The sequence below is a fragment of the Pararhizobium qamdonense genome, from assembly GCF_029277445.1.
In the GTDB taxonomy this organism is placed as follows: domain Bacteria; phylum Pseudomonadota; class Alphaproteobacteria; order Rhizobiales; family Rhizobiaceae; genus Pararhizobium; species Pararhizobium qamdonense.
Window position 1 is genome coordinate 2,857,134 of the sequence record NZ_CP119566.1, and the last position, 13,134, is coordinate 2,870,267.

Sequence of the window (13,134 nt, forward strand, 5' to 3'; positions counted from 1 at the left end):
CAGTTCATTGTGGGTAAATGGTGACAATACTATCGCATCTCATTGGGTGCAGCGGTACCTGTAATGGACAGGCCCGATTTCAACACCGAGGCGACAGCACGCACCAGCCCAAGTCTGGCAATGGTCAATTCTCCATTTTTATCGTTAACAAAACGTAATTCTGGAGAATCTTTACCTTTATTCCAGTGTGCGTGGAAGGCGCTCGCAAGATCATAGAGGTAAAATGCAATGCGATGAGGCTCCTGGGACAGTGCCGCAGCCTCGATAATACGCGGATATTCTGCCAGCTTGGCAACAAGCTGAAGCTCGTTCGAATCAGAGATGTTGCCTTGAATGGCGCCAGCCAGATCGACGGTATCAAAGTCGATGCCCGGAAACGCCTCGCCCGCCTGCCGGAAAACCGACATGCAGCGCGCATGCGCATATTGTACGTAGAAGACCGGGTTATCCTTCGACTGTTCTGTCACCTTGGCAAAATCGAAGTCCAGCGGCTCGGAACTCTTGCGGTAGATCATCATGAACCGCACCGAATCGCGGCCGACCTCTTCGACGACGTCGCGCAGCGTGACGAAATCGCCCGACCGCTTCGACATCTTCACCGGCTCGCCGTCACGATAGAGCTTCACCAGCTGGCACAGGAGCACCGTCAGCTTCGACGCACCGCCGGAGACCGCCCGCGCAACCGCTTCCAGACGCTTGACGTAGCCGCCGTGGTCGGCGCCGAGAACATAGATCATCTCGTTGAAACCGCGATCGTACTTGTCCTTGAAATAGGCAACGTCGGCGGCGAAATAGGTATAGGCGCCATCCGACTTGATCAGCGGCCGGTCGATATCGTCGCCAACCTCGGTGGAGCGGAACAATGTCTGCTCGCGATCTTCCCAATCTTCCGGCAGCTGGCCCTTCGGCGGCGGCAGCGTGCCCTTGTAGACATGGCCCTTGAAGGTCAGGTCGTTGATGGCGTTGCGAATGCGCGTTGCGCCATCCGCATGCAGCGTGCGCTCGGAGAAGAACACGTCGTGATGAACGTTGAGAGCCGCCAGGTCCTCGCGGATCATGACCATCATCGCGGCGATGGTGCGTTCCTTGACGAGCGGCATCCACTTGTCTTCCGGCATGATGCGCAGGCTTGAGCCGTACTCAGCGACCAGCGCCTCGCCGACCGGCACAAGGTAATCGCCGGGATAGAGCCCTGCCGGGATCTCGCCGATCTTTTCGCCCAGCGCCTCACGGTAGCGCAGAAAGGCCGAGCGGGCGAGCGTATCGATCTGCGAGCCGGCGTCGTTGATGTAATATTCCTTGGTGACCCCGTAGCCTGCAAATTCGAGCAGGTTGGCGAGCGTGTCGCCGACAACGGCGCCACGGCAATGTCCGACATGCATCGGACCGGTCGGATTGGCCGAGACATATTCGACATTGACCTTGCGGCCGGCACCCACGGAGCTCTTGCCGTATTCGGTGCCTTCGGCAACCATGACGGTCAGAAGTTTCTGCCAATAGGCGATCGAAAGCTTGACGTTGATAAAGCCGGGGCCTGCGACAGAAACGCCGGCAACTTCCGGATCTTCCTTCAGCTTGGCAACGATCTGGTCGGCGAGCGCGCGCGGATTGGTGCCGAGCGGCTTGGCCAGGACCATCGCCGCATTGGTCGCGACATCGCCATGGCTCGCGTCGCGCGGTGATTCCACGCTGATTCGGCTGAAATCGAGCTCTGATCGGTTTTCACGCACGATATCAAGTGCTTCGAGCACGTTTTTAATTCTTGATCCGAAGTCAGTGAAAAGATTCATAGCACCCATCCGCTCAGCTGCACCTCAAGGTGCAAGGCCGCGTTCCTATCGTTCACATCAACAGCAGCCCGATATCGCGATGCTGCCGCCAACCGGCGCGGTGACTACCGCAAATCAGGGGTATGGTCAAACAATCGCCTGTGCACGGAGATTGCATAGGTATCGGTCATCCCGGCCAGATAGTCGCCGACATGGCGGGCCTTGGCCGGTTCCGCCATGCCGGGGATCTGGTCGATCCAATAGTGTTTCAGCATTTCGCCGGGATTGGCCATGAAGGCCTTGTAGAGGTCGGTGACAATCAGGGCCGCATCCTTGCGCACCCGCATGACGTCCGGATGGCGATAGATCCGCGTCATCAGCATCTTCTTGATCAACCGGTCGGTCTCGGCCATAGCGGGCGAGAAGGTGGCGATCACCCTGCCCGCGTTGCGCACATCAGCCGCACTCTGCGGCCGGATTTCCTTCAGATTGTCCTGCGCAACCGTGATCACGTCCTCAACCATGGCGGTGATCTGGCGGCGCATGATTTCATGGGTGAAGCGGCTGGCCTCAAGTCCCGGATAACGCTCGCCAACCTCGCGCATCAGCCCGGCCAGGAACGGTATTTCCTCCAGCATCTCGAACTTGAGATAGCCGGAGCGGAGCCCGTCGTCGATATCATGGGTATTATAGGCAATATCGTCGGCAATCGCCGCCACCTGGGCCTCAAGGCTGGCAAAGCTTGCCAGCTCCAGATCGTGGACGGCACAATAATCGAGGATAGGCTGCGGCACGGGACCGCGCGTGCCCTCGCCAGTTGCAGCCACCAGCGGCCCGTTGTGCTTGACCAGCCCTTCCAGGCTCTCCCATGTGAGGTTCAGCCCATCGAATTCGGCATAGCGGCGCTCAAGCTTGGTGACGATGCGCAGCGACTGGGCATTGTGATCGAAGCCGCCATAGGGGGCGAGCATTTCGTGCAGCGCATCCTCGCCGGTATGCCCAAAGGGCGTGTGGCCGAAATCGTGAACCAGGGCGACGCCCTCGGCGAGGTCTTCGTCCAGCCGCATGGCGCGCGCCAGCGCCCGGGCGATCTGCGCCACCTCGATCGTATGCGTGAGGCGCGTGCGGTAGTGATCGCCATCGGCGGCGATGAAGACCTGGGTCTTGTGCTTGAGCCGCCGGAAAGCGGTGGTGTGGACGATACGGTCGCGGTCGCGCTGGAAATCGGATCGCGTCGCGCTGCCGGTTTCAGGATAAAGCCGTCCGCGGCTGGACCAGGGATCCGAGGCGAAAATCGCGCGTTCACCCGCACCGAAACCAAGCGCATGTCTGTCCAATGTCATTTCCCGTTCAGCATCCCATTGACGCGGTATGAAAGCCTTCATACCTATAGTGGGCGCTGCAGGAAAGCACCGAGTGGAAATCGCTCGTGACCTTGAATGAAAACAAGGATTTGCCGCGCAATCGATCCTTCCCGTCCACCGGCACTTTTGGACGACGGGTGATATGAACAGCGAATCTCTCCGGTTCTTGACCCCGGCAGGAGGTAGATATGACGATAGACACCGTAACTCTCTCGGACTCGGCGGCAAAACGCATTGCCGTCATCCTGAAATCCGATGCCGAGAAGAAGGCCATGCGCGTTTCCGTCGAAGGCGGCGGCTGCTCGGGCTTTTCCTACAAGTTCGATCTTGTCGGCGATGCCGATGACGACGACCTTATCCTGGAAAAGGGCGAGGCCAAGGTCCTGATCGACAGCCTGTCTCTGGTCTATATGAGCGGCTCCGAAATCGATTTCGTCGATAACCTGCTCGGCCAATCCTTCCAGATCAAGAACCCGAACGCCGTCGCAAGCTGCGGCTGCGGCACCAGTTTTTCGGTCTGACGGCAGCCTGCCCTTTTAAAGATAGGGCGATCCCAGCCAGAATATTTTGTTGAGCAGGCGCGTGGTGAACGGCTTGGCCCGCAGGTCTGCGAGGGTCACTGGCTCGGCACTGCTCAGCACGGATTGCAACTTGTTGCCGACGGTGCTGGCGAAGCCTGCGTCCAGAACCTCCAGATCGATCTCGAAATTGAGCCGCAGCGAGCGCGGATCGAGGTTGGAGGAGCCGACATAGGCCCAGCGGTCATCGACCGTCATCAGCTTGGAATGATTGAACGCACCGGTGGCGCGCCAGATGCGGCAGCCGCCTTTGAGCGTCTGGTCGAACTGCGCCGTCATCGCCCGGTCCACCAATACCAGATTGTTGACGGCCGGGACGACGATATCGACCTCGACCCCGCGCAGCGATGCCGTGACCAGCGCGCTGATCAATTCCCGGTCCGGCAGGAAATAGGGCGACATGATGCGGATATTGCGTCTGGCGACCGAGAAAGCCCCCATCATCATCTTGTGGTTGGATTCGTTGGCGCGGTCCGGCCCAGACGGCACGGCGCGCATCAGCATGGTTGGCTTTTGCTGGGACGGTGCCGCAGAGATTTTCCATTCCGGCCCATCCAGTGCTTCGCGGCTGGAAAACCGCCAGTCCTCCGACGCCACCTGGAAAAGATCGGCAACGACCGGGCCGGTGACGCGAAAATGCGTGTCGCGCGCCTGCCCTTCACCGGCAAACTCGCCGGTAAAGCCAGAGCGTATGTTCATCCCGCCGGTGAAGGCCACGGCACCATCGACGACGAGGATTTTCCGGTGGGTGCGCAGGTTGGCATAGGGCAGCCGCAGCCCCATGATGATGTTGCCGTTGAAGACCCTGACCGTCACGCCCCCCTGCTGCAGGTAACCGACAATGCTGGGCACCGAATAGCGCGCGCCGACGGCATCGATAAGGACGCGAACGGCAACGCCGCGTTTGGCAGCGGCGATCAGGGCATCGGCAAAGCGCAGGCCAATCGGATCGCGATCGAAAATATAGGTTTCCAGAAGGATGGAGCGCGTTGCGCCGCCGATCTGATCCAGCATCATCGCATAGGCTTTATCGCCGCCTTCCAGCATTACGATGCCGTTGCCGCCGCACATGCGATGCCGGCTGACGCGATCCCCAAGCAGTTTCATCGCGCCGAATCGCTGCCCGAACCGCTCGGCAACCACGGTGCTCGAAATATCGAATTTTTCCATGGCATCCGGCCCGCGTTCGCGAAACAGCGACCGCTGCTGTCCGATCGACGAGCGGCGGATGCGATTAATGCCGGCAACCGCGTAGATCAGCGCACCGATGACGGGCGACAGAAGAATGACACCCACCCAGCCAAGCGCCGAGCGTACCTCGTCCTTGGTCATCGCCGCGTGAATGGCGGCGGGAACGCCAAGGATGATGGAGAGCGCCGCCAGGATATGCGGCCAATAGGTTGTCAAAAGATCGATCATGCACGGAACTATAACGGGCCGCGATCAGGAAGCAATTCACCTGCCGTCCACACGTCTTTGTCTGCACCGGGTTTGTGAAAAGGGTGCGGTGGCGCTAAAAGAAAGACAGGCCGCTGCGCCGCCAGCCAAAAGGACGTGATTGCATGAAAATCGTTACCTGGAACATCAACGGCGTTCGGGCCCGCATCGACGTTCTCGTGGCCTGGCTGAAGGAATCGCAGCCCGATATCGTTTGCCTCCAGGAAATCAAGACGATGGACGAAGGCTTTCCGCGCGCCGAGATCGAGGCGCTTGGTTATCACGTCGAAACACATGGGCAAAAGGGTTTCAACGGCGTCGCCATCCTGTCGAAGCTGAAGCCCGACGAAATCAATCGCGGCCTGCCCGGCGGCGATGCAGACGAGCAGTCCCGCTTCATCGAGGGGGTCTTTTCCGTCGAAGGCGGTGCCATCCGCGTCTGCTCGCTCTATCTGCCCAATGGTAACCCGGTCGAAACGGAGAAATTTCTCTATAAGCTGTCCTGGATGGACCGCCTCAACGCCTTTGCTGAGAGCCGCCTTGCCCTGGAGGAGCCGCTTATACTGGCCGGCGACTACAATGTCATTGCCGAGCCGCATGATTGCTGGGACGTCAAGGTCTGGCAGAATGACGCCCTGTATCAGCCGCGCACGCGCCAGGCTTTCCGCCGGCTTGAAAACCTGGGCTTTACCGATGCCGTCCGTTCAACCACGGATGCAGCACCACTTTATACATTCTGGGATTATCAGGCCGGTTGCTGGCCGAAGAATTTCGGAATCCGGATCGATCACCTGATGCTGTCGCCGGAAGCGGCCGACCGGCTGGTCTCGACCGATATCGAAAAGCACGTGCGCGCCTGGGAAAAGCCGTCCGATCACGTGCCGGTGGCAGCCCAGTTCAATTTTGCGGCTTGAAAGAATGAACGAAAGGGCCTGACGGCTCAGTCGCTATCGCTGTCCAGATGAATGCTGTGGGACATGGCGACGGCCTTGCGGCGGTCGTCTTCACCGGCAATCGAAAAGGCCTGCTCCTGCAGCGACTGCAGCCATGGCCGTTCCTTCGGCGTACACTGGTCCAGTGCTGCCGTCATATAGGCCAGCCCACGCGCTGTCTGGCCTTCCTGGAAGATCACATTGCCGAACACGCCCATGGCACCGGCGTGGCCATTCTTGCGGGCGCGGTTCAGCCATTTCTTGGCCTGTTGCACATTGACGCTGCCGCCATCGCCGGAGAGAAGCATCTTGGCCAGCTGAAACTGCGCCTCGGGAACACCGAAGGTGGAGGCGGCCTGGAAATAGAGCTGACGGGCCTGGCTGAGGTCGCTCTTGACGGGGCTGTCGGGAATGCCGCGGCGATAATAGCCTGCCAGCGAAATCAGCGCATTGACGAAATAGCCGGTATCCTCAGAGCCGGGCTCCACACCCTTCTCCGCAATCTCGTTATAGATCTTGAAAGCTTCCAGGTCGTTTTCCGCCACGCCGTCGCCATAGGCGTACATGTTGGCCAGTGCCCAGCGCGAACCCGTATGGCCCTGTTCGGCGGCATAGCGGTAGGCTTCGACTGCCTCGTCCTTGCGGCCATTCTTATAGGCGGAAAAACCGAACTTGAAGAGAGCGAACGGTCCCGATTCCTTGGTGACGCCGGCATTGGGATCAAAAGCGTAGGCCATGCGGTGCTCAGCGGACAGTGCAAGCGCCACACTCAGAACAAGAAACGTCAACGACCGGTAACCGCGTATCAGCATGATAGTCTATTTCTTCCGTTCGAAACCAAGAGCCGACCCATAAAAGTTCCCAATGAGCCCCTGTCGAAAGCGCTGTTCACACCCGCATTTTCCAAACAGTAGCCAATGTTTCCGGCAAGAGTGCGGCCTGCCCCGGCTGCACCATCCACCTCACCCATGCCGCACACGTCAACCCGCTCCGAAAAGCTGCCTTGAAGCCTCGTAACATGATGGGAGATTTGAACTTTCTCGAAAACGCTGTGACTCATCTTTCCCCAAATGCCGCATGCTCAAAACTTACCGGCATCTTTGTCAAGTCCATCGGTGCTCCCAGTTTGTGGCGGGAAATAGACACAATCGCCTGCCAGCCAGCTGCTGCGAAGTATAGAAACAATGTGTTGCTGAATCGTCACAAAACGTGATGCCTCATGACCAGAAATTTCCGCTGCCGGCATTGAAATAAATTGCCGCAGAACCATGACCAAGACGCGTTTTTTGCCGTCGATCTCGTTCATCTGCAAAATTCAGTGGTCATGAAATTGGAGACAATTTGCCCCTGCCCGGCCTGCACATACAAAAATGGCCCGATGCGAACACCGGGCCATTGTTTTTACTGCGTCCTCAAATATCAGAACTTGACCTTCAGAGACGTCGAAATCGCGGTGACGATATCGGTGCCGAAATCGTATGCAACGTCTTCGCCGACGGAGCTGCCGCTCGTCAGCACACCGACAGCGCCGGCAAGCCGCAGCTCGACATTTTCAGTCGGCGAATAGGAAACGCCGGTGCCGAGCGTCCAGGTGTCGGACTGGTTGCCGTAGCCATGGCTGGTACCGCGGTCCCAGGTCAGGCTGGCCGCACCGCTCCACTGATCGTTGAACTTATGGCCAACGCCGCCGGACACTGTCCAGCCATCCCGATAAAGAAGAGTGAGGTTGGTCGGAAGGTTACGGGGATCCAGCGTGCTGTTCGGATTGATCTGGATGACCTGGAGCTGGCTCCAGTCCGTCCACTTGATCGATCCGAAGACGAGCCAACCGGGTGCGACGCCGGACTGAACCTTCAGTTCCAGAGAGTCCGGCATGGAGGCGAAGCTGGAGACGTCGTACTTCGTGCCCGGAACAAAACCGCCAACGCCGTTCGGAAGCAGAACCTTGGTCAGGTCGATCTTGCCGCCCAGATTGTCGAGATCCACGGCGCTGTTGTAGACAAGGCTGGCGCGGAACGCATATTCAGGGATTTCGTAGGCCGCGCCTGCGCGCCAGCCCCAGCCGCTGCCGTCCAGGTCGAGGCGGCCAACGCCGTCAAATCCCGGAGCGAGAACCGGCGTCACGAGACGTTCCTTGAAGCCACCGACTTCCTGATAGAAGCCACCGCCGATGATGCGTAACTGGCCCTGGCCGACATCCCACTTGTAGGAGCAGGTCGCAGCGTAGTTGTCGCTTTCGATCTTTGTTTCGATATTGTCGTTGGCGCCCATCCAGTTGGCGCCAGGCTTCGTGTGCGCACCCCAGGGCTGGGAATAATCAGCCATACAATCGACGCTGTCACCGAAGCCGGCCTTCACGCCGATGCGCGGCACCCAATAGCCTTCGGTATCCCTGACGCCATCGGTTCGGCCGCCGCCAATGCCGTTCGAACCAATACCGTCTGTCGGATCAACATCCACCACATTGTCGAGTTCGCGCTGCGGATTGACATAGGTTGCCGCAGCTTCCGCCGCATAGGTCGATGGATCGAACAAAAGGTCGATATTGTAGCCGCCGCGCTCAAGACCGCCGGCATGTGCTGCCGTGCTGGTCAACAGCACTGCAACCGCTGCCGTCATCGCCGCCTTGATTTTGAAGTCAATCATCCGTTTCCCCCCTGAATTCAGATCTTTGGCCGGCGCGGACGCCGACCTGTTGAAGGAACTATCGACTGCGAAGGGCGAAAGGCAAATCCCTAAATTTCGCAACCGGACACATCAGCGCACTAAAAATTTACGTAAGAAAATCCAGCGTCGCGTCAAAATGAGAAAATTGGGTAAATAATTTCGCCATCGCGTCAATAAAATGCCTGAGGAGGAATAATCCTCCATAAATTTCGGCGTGTGTTACTTCGACACAACAATGCCATTTTTTGGACGATAGGCGCAGCTCGATTGGGATATTGAGCCAGCGGGGGCAGATCGACCCATTTCGAGCGTTTTCGGGAAGTCTCACGAGAATCACATAAAACGGAAAAAGGCGGTCGAAACCGCCTTTTTTGATCATTTCATCCCAAATTTATCCAGGCTGGGCATGGCCCGCCATGGCCCATCTCCGCCTCAACCGGCGTCGGCGACCCTTGCCAGCGCCACGGCGAGAGACGTCTTCTGGCTGTCGAGTTCCGCCAGGCGTTCCCGCTCCGCTTCGACCACGTCGGGACGTGCATTGGCGACGAACTTCTCGTTCGACAGTTTGCCGAGGATGCGTTCGCGTTCCTGCTCAACCTTGCCGACGGCTTTTTCCAGCCGGGTCCTTTCAGCGCTCAAATCGATCAGGCTGCCGAGCGGCAGGCAGACCGTTGCTTCGCCGATGACGATCTGCGCACTGCCCTTGGGGGCCGAGGCTGCCAGATCGATCGCATCGACACGCGCCAGACGGCGGATGGCGGCCGCGTGGCGTTCCAGGCGTTCCTTGGTCGCAAGGCTTGATTCCACCACGACCAGCGGCGCAATGGCAGCCGGCGGAACGTTCATTTCCGAGCGGACCGAGCGGATGCCCGACACGAGATCGATCAGCCAGTTGATTTCACCGGCGGCAGCATCATCCGCATAGGATGCGGCAGGCCAGTCCGCGTGGCACAGAAGGCCATCGCGTACCGCGCCCTCGCCTGCTGTCTGCGCCCACAATTCCTCCGTCATGAACGGCATGAACGGATGCAGGAGCTTATAGGTCTCGTCGAGAATATAGGCGACGCAAGCCCGCGATTCCGCCTTTCCGGCCTCATCCTCGCCGCCGAAGACAGGCTTCAGCAGTTCTAGGTACCAGTCGCAGACCTGGTTCCAGACGAAACGGTAGAGGCTGCCAGCGGCATCGTTGAAGCGGTAGTTCTCGATCGCCTCGGTGACGTCGCGGATCGTGCGCGAGAGTTCGGTGAGGATCCAGCGGTTGATCGTCAGCGAGCAGGTTTCGGGCACGAATTTCGGATCGTTGGCAACGCCGTTCATTCCTGCAAAGCGTGTCGCATTCCAGAGCTTCGTTCCGAAATTGCGATAGCCGGCAATGCGGGCGGGGTCGAGTTTCACGTCGCGGCCCTGCGCTGCCATGATCGCCAGCGTGAACCGCAGCGAATCGGCGCCATACTCGTCGATCAGGTCGAGCGGATCGATGACGTTGCCCTTCGACTTCGACATTTTCGCGCCGTTCTTGTCGCGAACCAGGGCGTGGATATAGACGGTATGGAAGGGTTCTACCGGATTTCCGGCATCATCCTTCATGAAATGCAAGCCCATCTGCATCATCCGGACGACCCAGAACGGAATGATGTCGAAGCCGGTGACGAGCACGTTGGTCGGATAATATCTTTCCAGTTCCGGCGTCTTGTCCGGCCAGCCCAGCGTCGAGAATGGCCAGAGTGCGGACGAAAACCATGTGTCGAGCACATCTTCGTCGCGCGTCAGGATTTCGCCCGGCCTGAAATTCTCCAGCAGATCCTCGACATAGGCCTTCATCGGCCCTTCATGCGAGAGGTAATGCTGAATGGCGGCGTGCAGCGCCTCTTCTTCGCTCTTTTCAACGAAGACCTGACCATCCGGGCCGTACCAGGCGGGGATCTGATGTCCCCACCAGAGCTGGCGGGAAATGCACCACGGCTCGATATTTTCCAGCCATTGGAAGTAGGTCTTTTCCCAGCTCTTCGGAACGAACTGCGTGCGGCCTTCCCGGACGGACGCGATCGCGGGCTTGGCCAGCGTCTTGTTATCCACCCACCATTGTTCGGTCAGGCGCGGCTCGATCGGCACGCCACCGCGATCACCGTGCGGGACGGTGTGCTGGTGCGGTTCGATCTTGTCGAGGAGGCCGCGTTCCTCGAACATCGTGACGATCGCCTTGCGCGCCGCAAAGCGCTCCACGCCGTCGAGCGCCGAGACCAGTGCCTCCAGCGCATCTGTTGCCGGAAGGCCTTCGAGGAACTCCTCGTTGCCGGCAAGCGTCAGATGGCCCTCGATGGTGAGGATATTGACCTGGCGCAGATGATGGCGCCGTCCGACCTCGAAGTCGTTGAAATCATGCGCCGGCGTCATCTTGACCGCGCCGGTTCCAGCTGCCGGATCCGGATATTCGTCGGCGACGATCGGAATGAGGCGGCCGACCAAAGGCAGCACGACATGTTTGCCAACGATCGCCTTGTAACGCTCGTCATCGGGATGAACGGCAATGCCAGTATCGCCCAGCATGGTTTCCGGACGGGTGGTCGCCACAACGAGATAATCGCGCGTTTCCCAATCCGTCGGCTTGCCGTCCTCGTCGAACGCAACCGGGTGCTGATAGGTGACGCCGTCTTCCAGCGGATAACGCAGATGCCAGAGGCTGCCCTTCACCTCGACCTGCTCGACCTCCATGTCGGAGATCGCGGTCAACAGCTTCGGATCCCAGTTGACCAGGCGCTTGTCCTTGTAGATCAGGCCATCCTTGTAGAGCGAAACGAAGACTTCGAGGACGGCCTTCGAGAGCCCCTCGTCCATGGTGAAGCGTTCGCGCGACCAGTCGCAGGACGCGCCGAGACGCTTCAGCTGGTTGAAGATCAGGCCGCCGGATTCGGCCTTCCACTCCCAGACCTTATCGATGAACGCCTCGCGGCCCATCTCGCGGCGATGCAGCTGCTGTTCCATCAGCTTGCGCTCGACGACCATCTGCGTGGCAATGCCGGCATGGTCCATGCCGGGCTGCCAGAGCACGTCCTTGCCGCGCATGCGCTCGAAGCGGACCATGATGTCCTGCAGCGTATTGTTCAGCGCATGGCCCATATGCAGCGAGCCCGTCACATTCGGCGGCGGGATGACGACGCAGAAGCTTTCCGCACCCGGTTTTGCCCCAGCACCTGCACGGAAGGCGTCCTCGTCATCCCAAATCTTGGCGATGCGCGGTTCGACAGCGGCGGAATCATAGGTTTTTTCGAGCATTTTGAAGCCAAACTTGCTGATTGATATCGGTGGTTTGTAAATCGGAACGGGGCATTGCTGTCAACAATAACAGCAAAAAAGCCGCCAGTGTGATCGCTGGCGGCTTTGGAAGAGAGAAATGCGGGGGCTAGCGCCGTGGACCGCGCGCAACGCGCTCGATTTCCTCACGCACGAGCCGTTCGACGAGTGTTGGCAGATTGTCGTCGAGCCATTCGTGCAGCATCGGGCGCAGCATGTCTTCGGCGATCTCATCGAACGAGCGGCGCGAACTGCTGTCCACAGCCAGGGCCAGATCGCCAAAGGAGCGCGCGACCTGTTCGCTGACGGCTGGCGACACCAAAGCTGCCACATCCTTTTCACTGATGATGGACAGAGGCTGGCGTTGCACTGTGGCTTCCTCAATCGGAGCTACAGACGGTTCGACAGTCTCAGTGCGCAGTTCCGGAGCGGCAACAGGTTGCGCCACGGAAGCTGCCGGCGCCGGTGCGGCTTCCTGCGTGCTTTCGACATGCAGAGGCGAAGACGTCGGCGCCATCCGCGCGGTGACCATCGGGTTGTCGGATTTCGCCCGGGATGCGGCAGCCTGGTTTTCCGCATCGCGCAATGGTGCCGAATGCCGCTCCGAGGCAGCGCGGACGCGGGCTGCGACATCGGCAAGCGACATAGGCGGCGGCGACACGGGCTGCGAGGTCATGGACGGCGGGGTGATGGACGGCGGGGTGATGGACGGCGGGGTCAAAGCCGGCTTGGCGTCCTCGACGCTGCGCGACTGCGCTTCCGGCAATTGCGGCTCCAGCATCTGGGCCTCCCGCAAAGCAGGATCCATGGGCGCAAAATTCTTCTGCTCCCCGGCTTCAAATTCCTGTGCGAGAACCTCGTCGTCGATCGTCAGATGAATATCTTCGCCGGAATCATCATCGTCATAGCCGCGATAGGCATTGTTCGAAGCCGGGCCGAGATCGTTGGCGGGGAAGCCGGGAATGCCGGGTTCGTTGCTTTCGATGATCTTGCGGATGGACGCCAGGATTTCGTCCATCGAAGGTTCACGCGCTACATTGGGCTGTGCCATCATTATCCCCGTTTCTGCGTCGCGCCGGATCGATACATGGCCGCG

11 protein-coding genes are annotated in these 13,134 nt (G+C 59.4%); 2 read left to right on the forward strand and 9 right to left on the reverse strand.

Annotation, left to right across the window (positions count from 1 at the left end; translation table 11 throughout):
* Positions 1 to 29 precede the first annotated feature (29 nt).
* Positions 30 to 1,790: an arginine--tRNA ligase gene (gene argS, locus PYR65_RS13855; protein ID WP_276118418.1), complete on the reverse strand. Its 1,761-nt coding sequence runs from the start codon at positions 1,788 to 1,790 to the stop codon at positions 30 to 32.
* 104 nt (positions 1,791 to 1,894) lie between these two features.
* Positions 1,895 to 3,112, reverse strand: a complete 1,218-nt coding sequence (locus PYR65_RS13860) for a deoxyguanosinetriphosphate triphosphohydrolase (RefSeq protein ID WP_276118419.1) — start codon at positions 3,110 to 3,112, stop codon at positions 1,895 to 1,897.
* A 209-nt stretch (positions 3,113 to 3,321) separates the two neighbouring features.
* Between PYR65_RS13860 and erpA the strand changes: the two genes are divergently transcribed.
* Positions 3,322 to 3,654 (forward strand): iron-sulfur cluster insertion protein ErpA, encoded by a 333-nt coding sequence (gene erpA / locus PYR65_RS13865; protein WP_060638249.1) that lies wholly within the window; start codon positions 3,322 to 3,324, stop codon positions 3,652 to 3,654.
* A gap of 15 nt (positions 3,655 to 3,669) precedes the next feature.
* On the opposite strand, the gene PYR65_RS13870 is transcribed toward erpA, so the two are convergent.
* A complete protein-coding gene (locus PYR65_RS13870) occupies positions 3,670 to 5,130 on the reverse strand; it encodes a phospholipase D-like domain-containing protein (protein ID WP_060638250.1) in 1,461 nt (486 codons plus the stop codon).
* Positions 5,131 to 5,273: 143 nt separating this feature from the next.
* Between PYR65_RS13870 and xth the strand changes: the two genes are divergently transcribed.
* Positions 5,274 to 6,062, forward strand: coding sequence for an exodeoxyribonuclease III (gene xth, locus PYR65_RS13875; RefSeq protein ID WP_276118420.1), 789 nt, complete (start codon positions 5,274 to 5,276; stop codon positions 6,060 to 6,062).
* A gap of 26 nt (positions 6,063 to 6,088) precedes the next feature.
* Here xth and exoR read toward each other — a convergent pair whose 3' ends face one another.
* The 6 genes from exoR to PYR65_RS13905 form a co-directional block, all read right to left on the reverse strand.
* Positions 6,089 to 6,892: an exopolysaccharide production regulator ExoR gene (gene exoR / locus PYR65_RS13880; protein WP_060638252.1), complete on the reverse strand. Its 804-nt coding sequence runs from the start codon at positions 6,890 to 6,892 to the stop codon at positions 6,089 to 6,091.
* A 269-nt stretch (positions 6,893 to 7,161) separates the two neighbouring features.
* On the reverse strand, positions 7,162 to 7,386 hold the full coding sequence (locus PYR65_RS13885; protein ID WP_276118421.1) for a hypothetical protein: 225 nt from the start codon (positions 7,384 to 7,386) through the stop codon (positions 7,162 to 7,164).
* A gap of 113 nt (positions 7,387 to 7,499) precedes the next feature.
* Positions 7,500 to 8,726, reverse strand: coding sequence for an OmpP1/FadL family transporter (locus PYR65_RS13890; protein ID WP_276118422.1), 1,227 nt, complete (start codon positions 8,724 to 8,726; stop codon positions 7,500 to 7,502).
* A gap of 127 nt (positions 8,727 to 8,853) precedes the next feature.
* Positions 8,854 to 9,126 (reverse strand): hypothetical protein, encoded by a 273-nt coding sequence (locus PYR65_RS13895; RefSeq protein WP_276118423.1) that lies wholly within the window; start codon positions 9,124 to 9,126, stop codon positions 8,854 to 8,856.
* Positions 9,127 to 9,179: 53 nt separating this feature from the next.
* Positions 9,180 to 12,020 (reverse strand): valine--tRNA ligase, encoded by a 2,841-nt coding sequence (locus PYR65_RS13900; protein ID WP_276118424.1) that lies wholly within the window; start codon positions 12,018 to 12,020, stop codon positions 9,180 to 9,182.
* A 127-nt stretch (positions 12,021 to 12,147) separates the two neighbouring features.
* Positions 12,148 to 13,089, reverse strand: a complete 942-nt coding sequence (locus tag PYR65_RS13905) for a PopZ family protein (protein ID WP_276118425.1) — start codon at positions 13,087 to 13,089, stop codon at positions 12,148 to 12,150.
* Between the last annotated feature and the right edge of the window lie 45 nt (positions 13,090 to 13,134).